The organism is Kribbella sp. NPDC005582 (assembly GCF_040605415.1).
Taxonomy (GTDB): Bacteria; Actinomycetota; Actinomycetes; order Propionibacteriales; family Kribbellaceae; genus Kribbella.
On the sequence record NZ_JBEXCU010000002.1, the window covers coordinates 1,278,429 to 1,298,911 of the forward strand.

The following is a 20,483-nucleotide window of genomic DNA, read 5'->3' on the forward strand; positions in this document are numbered from 1 at the left end:
CCCCATAGCTGCGATGGCGCGATGTGGCCTGCGTATCCGCAGTCCCTAGGCACTGCCGGTCCGCGGATAGATTGCCCGCCAGCCAACGAGTATCGGCTGAATCTCCTGCGCAAGCTTGTGAGTCGACCGCCCCTGGTGAGTCAGCAGGCTCGCTGTTGCCTCCTGCACGGCAAGCAGCACCGACGTGAACCAGATCGCCGCATTAGGCAGGGTCATCCCTGCCTGCGCACTCAGAACGGACGGATCCGATACCGTCTCAACCGCCGTCTCGCGTGCTATGTGCATGATCGGCCCGTACTCGAGGCCGTGAATGAGCGATGAAGCAAGGCGATACATCATCTGGTTGACGTCAACCCCACCAGGCTGAATCTCCTGCTCGATCAGGCGCTTGACCATCTTGATCTCGCTCTCGGCGACACCGAAGCCGTACCCCTGAGCAAGCCCTGCATAGGGCTTCGATCGCTTCGCAAACGGATGACCAATGGATGTCTCCATCTCACGAAACCGCTCAATCCGCGCAACCGCGCTCGCACGCGCCTCTGAACCCTCCGGATACAGATTCGCCTGCTCCACGGCAGATTCGATGGAAAAGTTCGCCCACCGTCGCACACGCTCGCGCGTATCGACCGTGCCATCAGTTAGACAGATGCACCGACTCGCAGAGACCATCACCGGCCGAATCAAGGCGATCGGACTGTACAGCGTGCCCTCCGCAGCCAGCAGGTGCGCAACACCCCGCGCCATTTCACCTGCCAGTGCCAGACACCGCCCAGCCATCAACGTCAGCTCCAGCCCGGGTCTCGAGATGTAGGTAAACGCATACTGCGATTCCGCGGCGTCAAGCCCGGCCCTCGAACTGGGCTGGAATCTGGAGCTGTGCTCGGCGTAGTAGGCCGCGAGATTGGCGACCGTCAGCAGATCGTCACGGAGATCTTCGAAACCAGCGGGCTTTCGCACAATGGCACGCTACCCACTGCCCCGACGCCACACCATCGAGATTGGAGAACCAAGACGACCACCGGACTCGTTCCGGACGCCTCACAGTTGACGATCGGCCAGCTATGGCCCGCATCATTCGACGCTCACTCCTGCCTTGCCACGAAGAGGTGCCGACTTCTTGGCTCTTTCGGGTGCGCGTACTCCCGCCAGCCCACCGCCCTCCAGAACTCGTCTGCATCCTCCGAGAACGCAATGAAGACCCGTCCTGGATACTGCGCTTTGACCAGCCTTAGCACCGCAGTCCCGAGACCTCGACGCTGACGATCTTCGCGCACGTCGATCTTGTAGACCTCGACGAAGCCCTCGGCCGGCACCGATACTCCGTATCCACTCCCCCAGTCCGACTTGACATCGAGTTGGACGCGAGCAACTTCGCTGTCGTCGGCATCGAGGACTGAGAAGTTCACCTGCTCGCCCATGCCGAGGTCACCGTGGTCATCCCACCAGCCCGGCGTAAAGCCGCCATCGTCACTGGAGGCTGTCCTGGAATACCAAACGGCGTCGATAACACGAAGATCCATCGTCAAGAGCCCCCTATACTGGCCGCCTGCGAGAGACATCCAACATCGGTGGACGCTTTCCCGCCCGTCTCAACTCAGCAGAAGTATCCCTAACGATCCTCAGGTCGACGACTCGATCTGTTCAGCCCCTTCGACGATGTCGAGGATCTTGGCGGACCTCGATGGAGCACGTCGGCTTCCGCTGCCGATCTGCCTCTGACGTGGTCAGTCGTTGGCCGACAAGACCGCGACGCGGCGGCGGAGGCGACGAGGTTCGAAGCCGGCCCAGATGAGCAAGGCGGCGCCGCCGAGACGCAGGACCACTGTCCACCACTCGCGGTCGCCATCGAGCAAGGTCAGCGCTGAGCTCAGGACCAGGAAGATCGGCCCAACGACGACCGTCACACGAAACCAACGAGAACGGACGCGTTCCAGTTGATGGCGAGCGGCGGCCAGCGCGGCTGCCCGCAGCGCTGGGTCGGCAGGGACCAGGCCTCGGCGAGAGGTACGCCAAACGGCTTGGCGTTGTTTCCGGGTGAGGTTGCCGTCCAGAGGACAGCACGCGTTCCGACCGCCGGGAGATGAGGGCCATCCCGATGCCGAACGACGATGCGGTTACCGCTCCGGCGACCACGGCCTCGGTCCAGCTTCCCGACGTGAGATAGCGCGCGCCAAGACCGAACAAGACGCCGTACAGAAGGCCGGCGCTCACGCCGACAAGCCAAGTGCGCATGTTTCATCCTGTCGTACTTTGTGGCGGTCGCGGGAACGAAGAAGTCGGGAGCTTTTAGTGCCCGTGCTCAAAATCTTTTTCGTCACCCGATCTTCAAGCCTTGATAAATTCCCCACCGAGGTCTGCGAGGCATGGCACCGAGAATGGTATAGGCTAAGACTTGTGGGAGCATACCAAGCCAAGGACGAGTGGCAGACTGAACTGCCTCTAAGCGAAGCTCGGTCAGTTTGCCTGGAATTTATTCGGGATCATCATGGCCAGGTACACGAGGAATCCGAATTGACCCTGAAGGCAAAGTTCGGTTCGCGGTCCCATTTTCGGATGTGGGGATTTCTCGCAGATGACAGCATCCTGCCGATGACTTTAGAGCTAACCCTGGGCGACGAGGCGGACGGCGCTACCGTTGCTTCGATGTTCGAGAGCGATGAAGGTTGGTACCTCGTCAGAACGAAAGCAGCCGAGCAGAAATTCAGTCGCGAGTTCAAAACGAAGACAGCAGAACTTCGCAGCGCTTTAGGTCGCTGAAATCGACTGGCGGGACCGCATAGCACGCCACTAGCTACCCTCAATCAATGCCTTTTCGATGGCTCAATCGTCGACTCTCGAATCGTCCGAATCGTCGCCCAGGCAACGCCGGAGACAGTACCGGCGATTGTTCCGGCCACTCGTCGACGCCGGCTCCCAGCACACAACCGATCCCGCCTGCGGGTACTCCCGCCGCGCAGGCTATCGTAGCGCCGGCACCTGGCTCAGCGGGTCTTGGGCGGTCCAGATGGCGGTGATCCCGTCGCTCGACAACGAGCGGCACCAGTCAATCCACGGACCGCCGCCCGGCGGGGCTGGCACCATACGGAGCACATGCATTACACGGCGCGGAGGTGCACCCTCCGAGTCAGATTGGTGACCGGGGCTAGTGCGGTGCGGCGGCGCTGGTGCGTCTGATGATGAGCTGGGTCGGGATGACGGAGTGCAGGGACTGATTGCGTCCTGATGCCATCTGTTCCAGCAGGAGTTCCAGGCAGCGGCGGCCGGCCTCGACGAAGTCCGGTCTGACTGTGGACAGGGGTGGAATCAGGTAGGCGGCTTCCGGGATGTCGTCGACGCCGATCACACTGACATCCTCCGGCACTCGGCGGCCTGCTTCGCGGAGAGCGCGGAGGAGGCCTAGTGCCATGAAGTCGTTGGCTGCAAAGACCGCCGTGACATCCGCGCGGGCCGCCAGTTCGCGGCCCAGCAGATAGCCCGACTCTGCCTCCCAGTCGCCGACCAGGGGCTGCGGGACGTCGGCGCCGACGCGCTCCAAGGCTTCTCGCCAGCCCGCGCAGCGTTCGCGTGCCGCAAAAGAGCCATCAGGGCCGGCAATGTGCCACACGGTACGGTGCCCAAGCTGGAGCAGGTGTTCGGTGGCATGGGAGGCGCCACCTCGCTCGTCGGCGGCGGCGACCGGTACTTCGGAATCGAACGACGCGTCCACGGCGACGCGGGGAATGCGGTGCGGCAGGTCGAGGAGGGCTCGGGCCATCGCCTCTTCCGGTGCGATGGTGATGAGTCCGTCGACCGCGTGCAGCAGCAGCCGATCCACGGCCTGACGGACGGACCGGCGATCCGCGGATCGTACTGGCATGACGCTGATGGCGTAGTCGGCGTCCCGGGCGACCTGGCCGATTCCTTCGAGCACCTTCGCCGGGCCGTAGTGGAAGGTGTCGAACACGACTACACCCAGTACGCCGGTCTTTCCCGTCGTCAAAGCGCGAGCCGTCGAGTTCGGCCGGTAGCCCAGTTCCTTCATCGCCGCCTCGACCTTGGCCCGGGTCGTCCGGCTGACGTTGGGGTTGTCGTTGAGGACCCGCGACACCGTCTGCTTGGAGACGCCGGCCGCTCTGGCGACGTCCGCCATCACTGGCCTGGCCGCGCCGACGGCGGCAGTGTCGTCCCCCACGCCAAACCTCCTATCACTTGACCGCTGTTCGGTCGCTGAGCAGCTACCAGTATCAGTCCTCCGGAGACTACTTGCACATTGACATCCGATGTGTGACCGGTAACACTCACGTCATCACGGCAACTCGCGGGCGAAACATCGGTTCTCTGCCCATAGTGTTCGAGCTCTGGCCGAAAGGAGCCCCCGGATGACCACACTCGACCCACCCGCCGAGCCGTCGGCGACCGACCGGCCGGTGGTGATGGCGGATGTGGCGAAGGCCGCCGGCGTCTCCTTGCAAACGGTGTCGCGGGTGCTCAACGCGCATCCCCGCGTGAGCCTAGAGACCAGGCAGCGAGTGCAGGCGGTCATGAGAGCGCTGGAGTATCGGCCGAACTCGACCGCCCGTGCGCTGGCCACCGGTCGAACCAGGTCGATCGGCGTGGTGACCTTCGACGCCACTCGGTACGGTCCGGCCTCCACGCTCAGCGGAATCATCAACGCCGCCGGCGAGGCCGGCTATCTCCTCACGGTCGTCCCGCTCCCCGGCACGGACCGCTTGTCGGCCCGAGCCACCGTCGACAGGCTCAGCCGGTCGTCGGTCGACGGCATCATCGCGATCGCGCCTCAGCAGGAGCTCGCGCATTCGCTGTACGGCCTCGCCCAGCAACTGCCCGTCGTCGCGCTGGACAGCAGCCTCGAGGAGTATGTGCCCGCGGTGGCAGTGGACGAGTTCGAAGGCGCCAGGCAAGCGACGCGGCACCTCCTCGAACTCGGGCACTCGACGGTCCACCACCTCGCTGGACCGACGGGATGGGTCGCCGCACGAGAGCGCACGGAAGGATGGCGGGCGGCTGCCGCGGAGGCGAAGACGTCGGTCCCCGATCCATTGATCGGGGACTGGACGACTGAATCCGGCTATCGGCTCGGCCGAGAACTGGCTCGTGATCCCGACCTGACGGCTCTGTTCGTCGCGAACGACGAGATGGCGCTCGGCGTTCTTCGCGCCCTGCACGAAAGCGGCAGACGGGTGCCGGAAGACGTCAGCGTCGTGGGCTTCGACGACATCCCGGCCGCGGCCTACCTGGCACCGCCGCTCACCACTCTGCGACCTGACTTCGCCGAAGTTGGCCGAGAGAGTGTGTCGGCCCTGCTCCACCAACTCGACCACGATCCGCCCTCCTGGCAGACAGTGCGGGTCCCGGCAAGCCTGATCGTCAGACACAGCACCAGCTCCCCGCGACGCCCCAGCTGAGGTCACGCCCCGCTGGCCTTTTTCGCCTGCCGTTCCATGTGAGCGGTAACAATTCCCCTGAAATGGAGTCAACATGAAAGCACGCAAGTTGCGGTCGGCCGTGGCGCTCGCCGCGGTCGCCGCTCTGGCCCTGACCGGCTGCGGTGGATCCAGCTCACCGGCAACCGACGCCGCTGGAAGCAGCGGGCCGGTCGAACTCACCTTCTGGTCGTGGGTCCCGAAGATCGACAAGGCGGTAGCGCTGTGGAACAGCACCCACCCGCAGATCCAGGTCAAACTCAATGCGGTGCCGGGCGGCTCACAGGGGACGTACACAAAGATGTACGCCGCCGTCAAAGCCGGCAACGCACCTGACATCGGACAGGTTGAGTACAGCTTCCTGCCGAACTTCGCCCAGCTCGGTGACGTCCAGGACATCAGCAGCCACCTGAGCCCGGGGTTCAAGGACCAGTTCCCGGAGTGGACCAGGGCACAAGTCTCCAGCGGTGACGCAATCTTCGCCGTACCACAAGACATCGCGCCGATGGGTCTGTTCTACCGCAAAGACCTGTTCGCGCAGGCCGGCGTCACCTCGCCGCCGGCCACGTGGGAAGAGTTCGCCCGGGCCGCAGAACTACTGCACCGGAAGAACCCGAAGCAGGTCATCACCAACTTCCCCACCAACCAGGGCGACTGGTTCGCCGGACTGGCCTGGCAGGCCGGTGGTTCATGGTTCGCCCAGGATGGCGACAAGTGGAAGGTCGACATCGACTCGCCCGCTTCCCGCAAGGTGGCGGAGTACTGGCAGTCACTGGTGGACAAGAAGCTGGTCAAGGCCGAGGGCAACTGGTCGGATCAGTGGAGCAAGGAACTGCAGGACGGCACCCTGGCTGCCTGGATCACCGGCGCCTGGGGCGGCCCGAGCCTCGAGAGCGCAGCACCGGCCACCAAAGGCAAGTGGGCGGTCGCGCCGCTGCCCCAATGGGAGGCCGGGCGGACCGAGACCGGCAACTGGGGTGGCTCCACCAACGTTGTGATGAAGGGCTCGAAGCATCCCGCCGAGGCGGCCCAGTTCATCCAATGGCTGAACACCGATCCCGCCAGCACCGCACTGCTCAGCAAGGAGAGCGGCCTGTATCCGGCCGCTACCGCGTGGACAAGCAGTGCGGCCTATCAGGCCGAGTCCCCGTTCTTCGGCGGGCAGCAGCTCTCCAAGGTGATCGGTCAGCAGCACTTGTCACCCGACTTCCGCTGGGGCCCGACCTCGTCGGACACCTTCACGGTATTCCAGGACGTCACCGGAAAGCTGGAGTCCGGGCAGGGCCGGATCGTCGATGCGCTGAGCGCCGCCCAGACCAAGACGGTCGCCACCATGAAGGGGCAGGGATTCGAGATCGCAGGCGGCTGACGGCGTACCGACCGCATTGTCCTGTTCTTCCACCGCCGAAGGAATTCCGATGGCCATCTCCACCTCTGTCGCACCAAGGAAACAGCCGGCTCTGCACGCGACCGGACCGGGCCCGTCCCCCCAGACGCGGCGCCGCATGCGACCGAAGTCCGCACCGTATGCGCTGGCGCTGCCGTTCCTCGTCCTGTTCGCGCTGTTCTACCTGTTGCCGATCGGCTACGCGATCTGGGACAGCCTGCACAAGCGCGTTCGGTCCGGCGGCTTCGGCAGCTCCCGGACCGTCTTCGCCGGCTGGGAGAACTATCACAAGGTCCTGTCCGACCCGGCCTTCGCCCATGGGGTCCTCCGGGTCCTTGCCTTCGGCATCGTTCAGGTGCCGGTGATGCTCGGCTTGGCACTCGTGCTGGCGCTGGTCATCGACAGCGGCAAGGCGAAGCTGGTCCGGTTCTTCCGGATGGCCTACTTCCTGCCGTACGCCGTCCCGGGCGTGATCGCCGCGATCCTGTGGGGTTTCCTCTACTCCCCCGCGATCAGCCCGATCGCCGATCTGCTCGGCCGGACACCGATCGGGCCGATCGACTTCCTGGGTGACCACCTCGTCCTGTGGTCGATCGGAAACATCGTCACCTGGTCCTGGACCGGGTACAACATGCTGATCATCTTCTCGGCCCTGCAGGCGATCCCGCGGGAGATCTTCGAGGCCGCGGAGGTGGACGGCGCGAGCCAATGGCAGGTCGCCCTGCGGATCAAGCTGCCGATGGTCGTACCGGCGCTGGTGCTGACCGGAGTTTTCTCGGTCATCGGGACCCTGCAGCTGTTCACCGAACCGTCGGTCCTGAGCAAGCTGACCGGGTCGGTCGACAGTGCCTACACCCCGAACCTGATGGCCTACACCGCGGCCTTCACCGCCAACAACACCAACCTGTCCGCAGCGATCTCGGTGGTGCTGGCCTTGGTCACCTTCATCTTGTCCTTCGCCCTTCTCCGCCTGACCTGGCGCCGAGCACTCGAGGCCTGACATGCAACTCACCACTCGCCGGCGCATGGCCACACCGGTACTGCTGACCGCCGTACTGTTTGCCTTCGGCATCTACTTCCTCTCACCGGTGCTCTGGCTGCTGTTCGCCTCGACCAAGACCACGGCCGAGCTGTTCAACACCTTCGGGCTGTGGTTCGGTCACCATTTCTCCCTCGGCAGCCAACTCAACGCCCTGTTCGCCGAGGACGGGCACATCTATCTGCGCTGGCTGGGCAACACCGTCGTGTACTCGCTGCTCGGCGCGGGCGCGGCGACCGTCCTCGCCGCCGCCTGCGGCTACGCACTGGCCAAGTACCAGTTCCGTGGCCGTGAGCTGACCTTCTCGGTCGTGCTCGGCGGGGTGCTGGTCCCCGGCACCGCGCTGGCCATCCCGCTGTATCTGATCATGAGCAAGATCGGTCTCACCGATACCTACTGGGCTGTGCTGCTGCCGTCGGTGGTGAGCCCGTTCGGGGTCTATCTCTCCCGGGTGTATGCCACGGCGGCCGTTCCCGACGAGCTGATCCAGGCCGCCCGGATCGACGGCGCCGGCGAGTTCCGGACCTTCGCCACGATCGGGATGCCGCTGATGTCCCCCGCCCTCGTCACGGTCTTCCTGTTCCAGTTCGTCGCGATCTGGAACAACTTCCTGCTTCCGCTGGTGATGCTGTCGGACGAGCGGCTGTATCCGGTCACCCTCGGCCTGTTCACCTGGAACTCCCAGGTCACCCACTACCCGCAGTACTTCGGCCTGACCGTGATCGGCTCGGTCGTCTCCGTGCTGCCGCTCGCGGTCGCCTTCATGATGCTCCAGCGCTTCTGGCGGGCCGACCTGGCCGCCGGCAGCGTCAAGTAGCACCCTCCTCTGCGAAGAAAGCCACCAACCATGCGCACCGTGCCGTACTACGAAGACCTCTCCCCCGGCGACGGGCAGCTCGCACCGCGAGCCCATTTCACCTCCGATGCAGCGACAATCTCGCTGAACGGCTCCTGGCGGTTCAATCTGGTATCCACTACGCCCGCAGCAACGGAGGGATTCGAGACCACCTCGTTCGACGACCAGTCCTGGGCGGAGCTTCCGGTGCCTTCGCACTGGCAACTTCACGGGTACGGCGATCCCGTCTACACCAACGTTCAGTTCCCGTTCCCGATCGATCCGCCGTACGTGCCGGACGAGAATCCGACCGCCGAGTACCGGCGCAGGTTCACCGTGCCCGCGGAGTGGGCCGGCGAGCGGGTACTGCTGCGGTTCGACGGCGTGGACTCCTGTTTCGTGGTCTGGCTCAACGGCACCCGGCTCGGCCATGCCAAGGGCAGCCGGTTGACCCATGAGTTCGAGATCGGCTACCTGCTCCAGCCCGGCGACAACATCGTCGCGGTCCGAGTGCATCAGTGGTCCTCCGCCAGCTATGTGGAGGACCAGGACATGTGGTGGTTGTCGGGGATCTTCCGCGACGTCACGCTGCTGCACCGGCCGGCCGAGGGAATCGACGACTTCTTCGTCCACACCGGCTTCGACCATCTCACCGGCCAGGGCTGGCTTCGGATCGACACCGAAGCCGATGCCCGGATCGAGCTGCCTGAGCTGGGCCTCACCGGCGGGCAGGTTGACCAGACCCACCGGTTCGACCTGGTCGAGCCGTGGTCGGCCGAACTCCCCCGGCTGTACGACGGCGTACTGGCCACCCGCGGCGAGCAGATCCCGCTCCGGATCGGATTCCGCACGGTGGAGGTGGCGGACGGCCTACTGAAGGTCAACGGCCGGCCGATCCTTTTCCGCGGGGTCAACCGGCACGAATGGCATCCCGAACACGGCCGCGCCGTCCCTGCCCAGACGATGCTGGACGACGTGCTGCTGATGAAGCGGCACAACATCAACGCGGTCCGGACCAGCCACTATCCACCGCATCCGGCCTTCCTGGCACTGTGCGACGAGTACGGCCTATGGGTTATCGACGAATGCGACCTCGAGACGCACGGCTTCGCCGCGGTCAACTGGACCGGCAACCCCTGCGACGATCCGGCCTGGTCGGCCGCGCTCCTCGACCGGATCCGCCGGACGGTCGAGCGGGACAAGAACCACCCTAGCGTCCTCAGCTGGTCGCTGGGCAACGAGTCGGGCGCGGGAGCGAACCTCGCGGCGATGGCCGCCTGGACCCGGGACCGCGATCCGGGCCGACTGGTGCACTACGAGGGCGACGTGGACAGCCCGTACGTCGACCTCTACTCGCGGATGTACGTTCCGCATGCCGAGCTGGAGGCGATCGGCCGCCGGGCGGAGCCACCAACCAGCGACCCGGCGCACGACGCCCACCGCCGCGCGCTGCCGTTCATCCTCTGCGAGTACGCCCATGCCATGGGCAACGGTCCGGGCGGTCTCATCGACTACCAGCAGGTGTTCGAGCGCCACGAGCGTCTGCAGGGCGGATTCGTCTGGGAGTGGATCGACCACGGCATCCTGCAGCGGCACCCGGACGGGAGCACCAGTTATGCCTACGGCGGCGACTTCGGAGAGACCGTGCACGACGGCAATTTCGTCATCGACGGACTGCTCTCACCCGACCGTGAACCGTCACCCGGCCTGCTCGAGTACACCAAGGTGATCGAGCCGGTTCGGATCGCGGTGTCGGATCAGGACGAGTCGCAGCTGGTGATCAGCAACCTGCACGACTTCCGGTCGCTGGATCATCTCGTCTTCGAATGGTCGGTGGAGGTCCAGGGAACGCCCACGGAGCAAGGAATTCTCGACGTACCGCGAGTTCCGGCCGGCCGGGCAGTGGAAGTGGAGCTGCCGAAGACCGCCGAGTCGTCACAGGAGACCTGGCTCACCGTCCGCGCGGTGCTGGTCGAAGATCAGCCTTGGGCCATGGCCGGCCACGAGATCGCCTGGGCCCAGCTCCAGCTCAGCGCACAGACCCAACCTGCTCCCGAGCCACGGCCGGGTGGCGCCTGGCCCTCCGCTCGAATCGCCGCGCGGCCGGCGACGGCCGACATGCACGGTGCAGACCGAACTGCCGGGATTGTGGTGGGTGCGGGCAGCTTCGACCCGGTGACCGGCACCTTGACGGGGCTCGGTGACCTGGAGCTCACCGGCCCGGTGCTGGACGTCTGGCGCGCACCCACCGACAACGACCATTCGTTCCACGGCACCTCGGTCGAACAGGAGTGGCGTCGCATCGGCCTGGACCGCATGACCCATCGGGTCGACGAGGTCGAGAGCGTCGACGGCCGGCTGCAGGTCCGCACCCGCGTCGCGCCGGCCACCACCAATCTCGCTCTCCGCACCACCTACGGCTGGAGCGACGAGGCCGGTCGGCTGCGGCTCGACCTGGCGGTCGAACCCGAAGGAGACTGGAGCTCGACGACATTGCCGCGCCTCGGGCTTCGAATGTCACTGCCCGCAGAGTTCGACCACGTCAGCTGGTTCGGTCTCGGCCCCGGCGAGGCATACCGCGACACCCGGCAAGCCGTCCGCGTCGGCCACTTCGGCCTCTCGGTCGACGACCTGCAGACGCCGTACATCTATCCGCAGGAGAACGGCAACCGGATGCAGACTCGGTGGGCAGAATTCGGTCCACGGGCCGGTACGGGTCTGCGAATCGAGGGCGCGCCGTACTTCGACTTCACCGCCCGCCGCTGGACGCCGGAGGACCTGGATCGGGCCCGAAAGCAGTCCGACCTCGTACCGCGCGACCGGATCTACCTCACGCTCGACCTGGCCCATCAGGGCATCGGATCGGCCTCTTGCGGACCCGAGACGCTCCCCCAGCACCAACTGCGCGCGGAGCCGGCCACGTTCACGCTCTTCCTTTCACCACTCGTGCCCAACGGAAAGGACCGTCAATGACCATGCACAAAAGGATGTGGGGTAGTGCTGCAGTCCTCCTGATCGCCGCCGCGCTCCACCCGGTGACCGCCTCCGCCGCCGGTGTCATCCGCTACGTGTCGACGACCGGCAACGACGGCAATGCGGGAACCGCGGCAGCGCCGTACCGGACGATCAGCAAGTGCGCGGCGATCGCCCTGGCCGGCGACACCTGCGAGATCGCGGCGGGGACCTATCGCGAGACGGTGACGCCGCCCCGATCAGGAACCGCCACGGCGCCGATCACCTTCCGGGCGGCGCCCGGCGCTCATCCCGTCATCGACGGAACCGATCCGGTCTCGGGATGGACCAAGGACACCGGCAGCATCTACAAGGCCCCTGTCACGCTGTCCGGCACAGCCGCACAGCCTTACAGCTCCACGCCGTATCCCGCCAACTCCGATCTCTGGGCCAACCAGGTCTTCGTCAACGGCGCGGTCTCGCCGGAAGCTGCCTATCCGGCCCCGAGCCCGGATCCCTGGAACCAGGCCTTCATCACCGGCGGCTGGAGCTCGACCCGCAGTGCGAGCGGCGACTGCACCACCCCGCCCTGCAACACCACCCTGACCGGCACCCTCACGTACTCCGGGCTACCGGCCTTCGGTGACCTGACCGGCGCGGTTGCCTACTTCGCAGGTGGCTGGGTGGCGCTGTCCGCCAAGGTGACTGGTGGAAACCTTGACGGCACCAACAAGACAGTGCAGCTGAGCTTCCCGAAGAGCGACGACAGCGTCTATCCGGGCGGTGGTAACAACAACAAGTTCCGGCTGGTCGGCAAGAAGTCGTTCCTGACCGGGGCGAACCAGTGGTTCTACGACGCGGCCGCTAAGCAGCTCTACCTCTGGGCGCCCGGCGGCGGGGTTCCGTCCGGCGTTACCGCGAAGAAGCGCAACTACGCCTTCGATCTGCGCGACCGCAGCTTCATCAACGTCACCAGCGTCAATCTGTGGGCGAACACGATCACCACCGACGACAGCAGCCATGACCTCGTTCTCGACCAGGTCAACGGGCAGTACCTCTCGCACTGGCAGACCGCCCAGTACGACGCCACCCTGCCGTACGCCGGAATCTACGATGCCAATCACCGCTTCGACAGCGGGCTCCTGCTGCACGGCACCCGCAACACGTACAAGAACGGCACCCTGCAGCAGTCGGCCGGCAACGGCGTCAGCCTGAAGGGTTCGGGCCACACCGTCACCAACGCGCTCATCCACGACGTCTCGTACGGCGGCACGTACACCGCGGCCACGGCGATCGAGGTCGGCAGCAGCAACCTCGTCATCACCAGCAACACGATGTACAACATCGGCCGCGACGCGATCAACATGAATACCAACGCCTATCCCAACAACGGCTACAAGAATCTCCGGATCGCCTGGAACAACATCTACGGCTACGCGAAGATCTCCTACGACCTCGGCGGGATCTACGTCTGCTGCGACACCGCGATGACCGGGACCCGGATCGATCACAACCGCATCCATGACCCGGCCAACGCCGGCAACGGACTGCACTTCGACAACGGAACCTATGACATCGCGGTCGACCACAACGTGATCTACAACCTCAACGGCACCGGTGACATCGCCCACGGAGGCAACGGAATCAGCTTCGGCGGTCACGCCAACCGGCCTCCAGCCGGCTCCGCGCTGCCGTACCTGAAAGGCACGATCCAGAACAACGTGATCGTGTCCGGCGACAACGCCACCATCTTCAACTACTTCGCGACCGCGGGGCACGTCGCGAACACGACCGTTCGCAACAACATCCTCGACGGTTCCCACCCCGCCGGCCAGGAGTACGCCTTCATCGCCGGCGGCAAACCGGTCACCGCCACGAACCTCGTCACGACCCGGAGCGCGGACGGCACCGGCCCCGATCCCCTCTACACCAACCCGGCGGCCGGCGACCTGTCCGTCCGGACCGGCTCCCCCGCCATCGACGCAGGCACGGTGATCGCCGGAATCACCGACGGCTACGCGGGCACACGGCCGGACATCGGCGCCTACGAGACCGGCCGGACACGCTGGCTGGCAGGCTGCTGGTTCACCGGCTGTTCCCGGAACTGAACCTTGCACCGGCGCTAGGCCCGAAGGTGAAGTGAACCGTCCGTTGATAGGGGCCTTGCGCAACGGCCGGCTGGCTCTGGGGACCGAGCGCCGTCGGCGGATCGAACTTGGTTCCGATCGCGGGAATGGCGTCGAGGAACGACAGATCACCGGCAGGGAACGGGGGTGAGGTGAAGCGCGGGTCCGGACCCGCCTTCGGAGTACCGACGCGCAAGAACAGGTCTTCGTTCTCCGTGACCATCGTGATCGTTCCCTCGGTCGTCCGCAGCACAGCCCAGGAGAGATTGGCGTGGTATCCCTTGAACTCCGGATAGTTCCACCCGCTCGCGCCGGTGGCCGTATCGTTGTAGTCCTTCGACCACACGTCGACAAGGAGTCCGCGTCGGCGGTTCTGCCAGACGCGATACGGTCCCTGGCCGAGCCAGGTCAGGTTCTCCATGGAGTCTTGGGGATAGTCGAAGTCCACGCCGAAGAACTGGTGGACTCCACTCAGCTCGTACCGATAATCCAGACGCAGCCATCCACTGGGGTAAAGGCACCAGCGGACAGTGCTCAGATCTCCGCTGTACTGCGCCTCCACGAAATAGGCGGAACCGGCCCGGCCGTGGGTGAGTTCGCTCAGGGTGGCCGAGCCGGTCGCCAGGGCCGGACCGTTGGCAAGCGAAACAGCGTCGTCGCGGACATGCACCTGGGCCAGCCGGCCCGTCGTCGCGTCGATGCCTACCTCCGTCCCGCCCGCCTGCATCACGACCATGTCACCGGCCATCGTCGCGGCCACCTCGCCGCGGCCCTCCCGGCGTACCACCCGCTTTGCTCTGTCTGCCGCCTTGCTGATCACCCATCGCCAAGTGACGATGGCAAGGCCTGCGGGGTCGTGCACAATCACGGTGAGAGCATCGAAGCGTCGCCAGTTGAGCGGGAGATCAAGTTTTACTGTTCCTGTCTCGCCTGGCCCGAGGTCTGGTCCGTGCACCGTGCCGCTCGCACGCACGGTCGAGCTGGTTCTCCCGCCGACCGGGGCGGCGAAGTCGGCCAACGACCAGGAGAAGCGGCAGCTCCGCGTGTTGGTGAACGCGTAGCCGTTGGCGATGGTGATCCGGCCCGCGAAGTCGGCCGGCAGCCCATCAGTACTTGGAGCCATGAGCTGGATCGGCGACCAGACGTCCCGCACGGTGTAGTAGCTAGCCTCCTTCTCGCGGAACGGTCCCACGATGCCGTCCGGAGCGGCGTTCCCCGCCACGTCCATCACGCCACCCAGATCGTCGCGGACCACGCCCTCGTCGGCCAGCGCCCAGAGGAAACCACCAGCCGACCGCGGGTGGTTGCCCATCAGCTTCCAGTAGTCGTCCAACCCCGCACCGGCCCCACCGTCGTACAGGCCGTGCAGGAACTCGGTGGGCATGAAGATGTCCGGTCCGTCCAGGATCCGCTTGGTGCTCTCATAGCTCTCGTAGTGATCGGTGTTGATGCCGTTGAAGTTCGCCCAGGGATGCAGCACCTTGCGCTGCTGCGGGTCGTACAGCGCGAAGTCGTCGTCCAGCGCAGTGTTCCAGCCGCCTTCGTTGCCGTTGTCCCAGAACAGGATCGACGGGTGGTTGACGTCCCGGGTGACCATCGACTTCACCAAGGGGGTGGCCACACCTTCGTCGTACTTTTTCTGCCAGCCGGCAAGTTCGTCGAGCACGTACAGGCCGAGCTCGTCGCACAGATCGAGAAAGTGCGTATCGGGCGGATAGTGCGACATCCGGACCGCGTTCATGTTCATGGACTTCATCAGCATGATGTCGTCACGGCTCAGCTTCTCACTGCTGGTCCGTCCCGAGGTCGGCCAGCTCGTGTGCCGGTTCGCGCCCTTGAGGACGACCTTGGCGCCGTTCACGTAGATGCCGTCGCCAGGCCGCACCTCCACCGTCCGGAAGCCGAAACGCTCGGTGGTCCGGTGCAGAATCTTCCGGTTCCGCACGAGCTGCACCTCGACCTGATAGCGATTCGGCGTTTCCGCCGTCCAGGGGCGAGCCTTGACGATCCCCGTCCGCAGGGTGGTTTTGGTGCCTCCGGCCTCGATCTCAGCGGTGAACGGCCTGCCGACCGGGGCGCCGTCCAGGCTACGAATCTGCGCGACCACGCGGGCCGCCTCGATCAGGCCGTCGACGTACACGTCGACAGTGAACGAGCCATCGGCCCGGGCATCGACCGCGAGCCGCTCCACTGACTCCAGCGGCACCGACCGCAGATAGACGGGGCGATAGATGCCGCCGAAGTTCCAGTAGTCGCCCAATCGTTCCGCCCGGTTCACCGATGCATCGGTCGAGTCCTTCGTCACCGTGACCTCGAGCCGGTTCGGTCGACCCGGCAAGAGCTTGTCCGTCACGTCGTAGCTGAATCTGTAGAACCCGCCCTGGTGGACCGGCCCGGCCGACTGGCCGTTGAGCCACACGGCAGTGTCGGTCATCGAGCCCTCGAAGACCAGGTGGCTCCGGCGGCCGCGCCAACTACCGGGTGGGGTGAACGAGTGGCGATAAAGACCTTTCTCGTCAGGAACGAGGTTCCAGCCATAGTTGTAAGTACCGAACCCATGGAACTCCCAGTTCGAGGGAGTCGGGATGGTTGACCAGACACCGCTGCGGCGTCCACTGGTCACCATGAACTCCCACTCGACGGGCTGATCCCGGTCTTCTCCGGACAGCCGAAAGAGTTCGGTGTCGACGTTGCCCCCACGGGCGGCTGCAACTGCGGCTGTTTGCGGGAGCGCGAGGCCGGCTGCACCGGTAGCTCCGAGGGCAAGGAAATGGCGGCGTTGAAGAGTCACGACAGTAGTCCTCACGGGCGGTTCACTCGGGGCGGGAAATGGGCACTGCGAATGGCCGGACGAGATGGTGAGGTCCCGTCCGGCCGACTCCGGCGCGGCTAGGAGAAGCTGACCGAATAGCTGTTCGTGGTGAAATTGAGACCGCCTGCCGAGGAGGTGATCTCGAAGCCGAACTGCACCTCGTTCATCGTCACGTCGCCGAGCCAGGCGCGGTTCTTGATCCAGTTCATGACGGCCTTGATATCGACCGAGCCGGAGTTGGTGTTGCTCGTCCGGACGAAGGAGAAGACAGCGTTGGAGCCGTTGCTGCCTTTGTAGACATCCCAGGTGTGGCCGCCGACGGTGGCCGTGGTCTGCTTGGTGCCGAGCGGACCGACCGCGCCCTGCTTGTTCATCCACAGCATGATCTCGTAGGCGTTCCCGCCGGCCCAGATGTCGTACGCCGAACTGTAGGCGCCACTCCCCGGACGCGTCACGTTGAAGCTGCTGGACAAGCTGCCCAGAGCGCTGATCTTCTTGCCCACGTTGCGAGCCGAGTGAGGATAGGACTTCACCCCGCCGGTGTTGGGATGATCGGCCCAGACCCCCCAATTGCTGTAGGAGTTGGCCCAGATCGACTGGGCACCTGCTCCGCCTCCCCACACGTCGTTCCGGACCGTGTACCCGCCGTTGGACCAGGTCGCCCATTTGTCGCTGGACTGCCAGGTAGCCGCGTTGGCGGGGAGCGCGGCGACCATGAGGCCGGCCAGTAGCGTCACCAGCGCCACCGCCACCTTGTAAGACCTGCTCGGAATTCTCATCGAACTTCCTTCCCACGAGACCGGGGCGGCGTCTCGGAGCAGATTCGAAGCGCTTCGAATCTGCGTCAAAAAAAAGAGCATGCGAAGCCTGCCTTGCGTCGCTCCGGATGATTTCCACCGAATTCGAGTCGAATCGATGAATGGAAACTCCCCCGAGAACTCGACGGAGTGAGAGAACTATGACAGCGAAGATCTTCCCTGGTCAACGGTCCGTAGATCCGGAGCCGCCGACACTCGGCGCAGCCGCCGTCCCGGCGACGGATCAGGGGTTCTCCGCCTCCGCACCGTCGACGATGTCGCGTCGCCTGCCGGTCGACACTGTGACGACGTCAGAATTTTCCGTTGCCAGTAAGGGTTTTGCGGCCCGCGAGTCCGACGCACTCCTTGCGACGGCTTCACCCGACCGGTGCGCGAACCCAGTTGCCCTCATGCCCTTGCGCCCGGCGGCGGACCGAGTTAATTTGTTCCGCAGCCAAACTAATCCTACCCATGGAGACGTGGCGCGAGCCCGCTCCAGAGGGGCATTGATATGCACCTATCTGCAGACAGCTCCCCCAATCGGCGCACGTTTCTCGGTCTCCTGGGCACGGGGGCCGCCGTCGCCGGCGGAGCACTGACGGGCTGTTCCTCAGCCGGCAAGAACTCAGGCACCGAAGGGCATGCCGCGACGGAGAGCAAGCTCGCGAGCCTGATGCCGGCCTACGTGCCGTACGAGCCGGTCAAGCCGGATCTGCCAGGAGAGGACGGAAGCTCACCAGGTTTCCTCAAGTGGCCGAGCCAGCTGCAACGAGCCGTACCGGGCAAGCCCGTGACCAGCGGCAAGGAAGTCACCGCGATGACGCCGCTGTGGGGCCCACCGCCCCCTGGCCTCGGCCACAACGCGTACTTCGACGTCAACAACGAACGGATCGGCGCGCCGGTGCGGTTCAACATCGTCGACGGTGGCCAGTACACCGACAAACTCGGTCCGATGCTCGCAGCCGGCACCGTTCCCGAACTGACGGTGATGATGGGCTGGATGGCTTCGGGGTTCGCCCGGTTCAATCAGGCCGCCGACAAGCTGTTCGAGGACCTCACGCCGTACTTGGCCGGGGACAAGGCCAAGGACTACCCGATGCTGGCGAACCTGCCGACCCGGGCCTGGGCGTACGGCGTCTGGAACAACCAACTCAAGGCGGTTCCCTACCCCGGAGCCGGGATCCCGTGGGCCCTGTTCTACCGCAAGGACCTCTTCGACCAGTACGGCGTGGAGGCACCCAAGAACATGGACGACGTGCTTGCTATAGGCAAGGAGTTGACCAACGCCAAGGCGAATCGATGGGCCTTCGGGGCGATGGTGGCCGAGGTCGCCCGCGCCTTCCGGGCCCCGGCAGGCTGGCACAAGGATTCCGCCGGGAACCTCAAGCATCAGATCGAGACGCCCGAGTACGAGCAGTCCGTCGCGTTCAACCGCCGGTTGTTCCAGTCCGGCTACGTCCATCCAGCTGTCCTGGGAAACCCCTCGGCCGATGTGAAGCCGCTGTTCGAGGGCGGCCAGGTCCTGATGTACCAGGACGGTCCGGGCTCATGGGCGGAGGCGCTACAGCGCCAGTTGCCGATCAACCCCAGGTTCACCATGCGCCCGGTGATGCCGTTCGCCCACGACGGCGGCGAGCCGATCGTCTGGAAGGGTGACCCCGCGGGAATCTTCACCTTCGTGAAGAAGGGCCTCGGCGAGGAGCGCATCAGGGAACTGCTCGGCGTGCTCAACTACACCTCTTCACCCTTCGGCACCGAAGAGGCCGCACTGTGTGCCTATGGCCAAGAAGGCAAGCACTACACCCGGGACGCCACCGGCGCACCGAAACTCACCGCCCTGGGCACCAAAGAGGTTGCCAACAGCTACATCTTTCTCGGCGGACGGCCGTCGGTGATCAATCAGAGCCAGTATCCCGGTTACGTCGAAGGCATGCACGCCTGGGAGAAGGCATCGGTCAAGCATGCTCAGGAGAACCCGTTCGAGGGCATTCGCGTCGAGCAGCCGTCAAAACTCGCCGCTCTGAACCAGCCGTTCGACGACAAGCTGCAGGACATCCTGCGCGGACGCCGCCCGATGAGCGACCTCAAGGTCGCGCTGGACGAGTGGCGCAAGAAGGGCGGCGACGAAGGACGCGAGTTCTTCGCGAAGGTCCTTGCCGACAACGGCCGGTAGCACCACCGTGGGAAGGCGGCGGCCTGCCTGGCCGAAGCACCCATCCCCGGTGTCCGGTGCAGCACCCCGATCCAATGCACACTTGCACCGACAGAGGAGGACTCGGTGCCGGTCGTCAAGGAGGTGTTCGACCCTGGTGGGCGCGGGCTGCGGCGTGAGTACTGGCTTGTCGGACTCGTGGGCTGGGTGGTGCTGTTCGCTCCCGTTCTGGCGGACTGGGCCTTCGAGTTGTCGGAGGAGCAGCGGGTGGGGTGGGCGATCGGTGGCTTCGGTCTACTCGCGTACCAGATCGTCGCCGTACTGGCCGCGATCCGGCGGTTGCACGACACCGACCACTCGGGCTGGTGGTTGCTGATCGCGCTGGTACCGGTAGTTGGCAGCGCGGTGCTGTCGGGCGGCTGAGCGGTGGTATACCCCCGTACTCCCTAGCTGCGGTCGAGTTGATGGCGGTAGCGGCGGTAGGAATCCAGGGTTGCCGTCAGGTAGCGATGGACAGTGTCGACTTCTGCAGCGCTGAAGTCACGGGTGGCATCGTGATGCAACGCGCCTAGCGGCGTGAAAAAGTCACTGTTTCTCGTGGCGAGCGTCGTCGCGTCGTTCTTCGCCGCGTTCGGCGCGAGCTGGTTCCTGTCCAGCCGCGCCTTCGGATCTCCCGCGCTGGACGGTTCGGTCATCCTGCTCTCGTTCTTGTTCCTGGTCGCACTCGGCATCGACTACAACATCTTCCTGACCACCCAGGCCCGCGAAGAAGCCAGCGAACACGGCACCAGGCAGGGCATGCTGAACGCACTGACCCTGACCGGCGGCGTCATCACCAGCGCCGGCGTATTGCTCGACACCCTGCTCGTCCGAACCGTCGTCGTACCCGCCCTGGCCTTCTCCTTCGGCGATCGCTTCTGGTGGCCTGCTGGGAAGCATCTCGGGTCTCCGCTTAGATGA

The 20,483-nt window shown here is 65.2% G+C and carries 16 protein-coding genes; 10 read left to right on the forward strand and 6 right to left on the reverse strand.

From position 1 onward, the window contains the following. Window positions 1-45: 45 nt before the first annotated feature. The 3 genes from ABZS29_RS17665 to ABZS29_RS17675 all read right to left on the reverse strand — a co-directional run bounded on the left by ABZS29_RS17665 (window position 46) and on the right by ABZS29_RS17675 (window position 1,904). Window positions 46-957, reverse strand: a complete 912-nt coding sequence (locus ABZS29_RS17665) for a hypothetical protein (RefSeq protein WP_355463045.1) — start codon at window positions 955-957, stop codon at window positions 46-48. A 125-nt stretch (window positions 958-1,082) separates the two neighbouring features. Then, entirely contained in the window at window positions 1,083-1,559 is a 477-nt protein-coding gene (locus ABZS29_RS17670) for a hypothetical protein (RefSeq protein WP_355463047.1), read from the reverse strand. Between the two features lie 165 nt (window positions 1,560-1,724). After that, on the reverse strand, window positions 1,725-1,904 hold the full coding sequence (locus ABZS29_RS17675) for a hypothetical protein (RefSeq protein ID WP_355463049.1): 180 nt from the start codon (window positions 1,902-1,904) through the stop codon (window positions 1,725-1,727). Between the two features lie 385 nt (window positions 1,905-2,289). Here ABZS29_RS17675 and ABZS29_RS17680 point away from each other — a divergent pair, with 385 nt between their 5' ends. Then, window positions 2,290-2,757, forward strand: coding sequence for a hypothetical protein (locus ABZS29_RS17680; RefSeq protein WP_355463051.1), 468 nt, complete (start codon window positions 2,290-2,292; stop codon window positions 2,755-2,757). Between the two features lie 385 nt (window positions 2,758-3,142). On the opposite strand, the gene ABZS29_RS17685 is transcribed toward ABZS29_RS17680, so the two are convergent. Then, complete coding sequence (locus ABZS29_RS17685; RefSeq protein WP_355463053.1) at window positions 3,143-4,087, reverse strand: substrate-binding domain-containing protein; 945 nt, start codon at window positions 4,085-4,087, stop codon at window positions 3,143-3,145. Window positions 4,088-4,358: 271 nt separating this feature from the next. Between ABZS29_RS17685 and ABZS29_RS17690 the strand changes: the two genes are divergently transcribed. The 6 genes from ABZS29_RS17690 (at window position 4,359) to ABZS29_RS17715 (ending at window position 13,744) form a co-directional block, all read left to right on the forward strand. Continuing rightward, entirely contained in the window at window positions 4,359-5,405 is a 1,047-nt protein-coding gene (locus tag ABZS29_RS17690) for a LacI family DNA-binding transcriptional regulator (RefSeq protein ID WP_355463055.1), read from the forward strand. 73 nt (window positions 5,406-5,478) lie between these two features. Continuing rightward, the gene (locus ABZS29_RS17695) at window positions 5,479-6,792 is read left to right on the forward strand and encodes a sugar ABC transporter substrate-binding protein (RefSeq protein ID WP_355463057.1); all 1,314 of its coding nucleotides are present in this window, start codon (window positions 5,479-5,481) and stop codon (window positions 6,790-6,792) included. 136 nt (window positions 6,793-6,928) lie between these two features. Further along, window positions 6,929-7,810 (forward strand): sugar ABC transporter permease, encoded by an 882-nt coding sequence (locus ABZS29_RS17700; protein WP_355463059.1) that lies wholly within the window; start codon window positions 6,929-6,931, stop codon window positions 7,808-7,810. A gap of 25 nt (window positions 7,811-7,835) precedes the next feature. Then, entirely contained in the window at window positions 7,836-8,666 is an 831-nt protein-coding gene (locus tag ABZS29_RS17705; protein WP_355463061.1) for a carbohydrate ABC transporter permease, read from the forward strand. Between the two features lie 39 nt (window positions 8,667-8,705). Next, the gene (locus ABZS29_RS17710) at window positions 8,706-11,657 is read left to right on the forward strand and encodes a glycoside hydrolase family 2 TIM barrel-domain containing protein (RefSeq protein WP_355463063.1); all 2,952 of its coding nucleotides are present in this window, start codon (window positions 8,706-8,708) and stop codon (window positions 11,655-11,657) included. Then, entirely contained in the window at window positions 11,654-13,744 is a 2,091-nt protein-coding gene (locus ABZS29_RS17715; RefSeq protein ID WP_355463065.1) for a right-handed parallel beta-helix repeat-containing protein, read from the forward strand. The genes ABZS29_RS17710 and ABZS29_RS17715 overlap by 4 nt, the downstream gene beginning before the upstream one ends. Here ABZS29_RS17715 and ABZS29_RS17720 read toward each other — a convergent pair. Next, window positions 13,722-16,553: a glycoside hydrolase family 2 TIM barrel-domain containing protein gene (locus ABZS29_RS17720; RefSeq protein WP_355463067.1), complete on the reverse strand. Its 2,832-nt coding sequence runs from the start codon at window positions 16,551-16,553 to the stop codon at window positions 13,722-13,724. The genes ABZS29_RS17715 and ABZS29_RS17720 overlap by 23 nt on opposite strands. 98 nt (window positions 16,554-16,651) lie before the next feature. Continuing rightward, a complete protein-coding gene (locus ABZS29_RS17725; RefSeq protein WP_355463069.1) occupies window positions 16,652-17,353 on the reverse strand; it encodes a hypothetical protein in 702 nt (233 codons plus the stop codon). Window positions 17,354-17,882: 529 nt separating this feature from the next. On the opposite strand from ABZS29_RS17725, the gene ABZS29_RS17730 reads away from it, so the two are divergent. The 3 genes from ABZS29_RS17730 to ABZS29_RS17740 all read left to right on the forward strand — a co-directional run bounded on the left by ABZS29_RS17730 (window position 17,883) and on the right by ABZS29_RS17740 (window position 20,483). Then, complete coding sequence (locus tag ABZS29_RS17730; protein WP_355463071.1) at window positions 17,883-19,544, forward strand: extracellular solute-binding protein; 1,662 nt, start codon at window positions 17,883-17,885, stop codon at window positions 19,542-19,544. Between the two features lie 105 nt (window positions 19,545-19,649). Further along, window positions 19,650-19,946 carry a DUF805 domain-containing protein gene (locus ABZS29_RS17735; protein WP_355463073.1) on the forward strand — a complete coding sequence of 99 codons (297 nt, stop codon included), beginning with the start codon at window positions 19,650-19,652 and terminating at the stop codon, window positions 19,944-19,946. 153 nt (window positions 19,947-20,099) lie between these two features. Beyond that, on the forward strand, window positions 20,100-20,483 hold the full coding sequence (locus tag ABZS29_RS17740; protein ID WP_355463075.1) for an MMPL family transporter: 384 nt from the start codon (window positions 20,100-20,102) through the stop codon (window positions 20,481-20,483).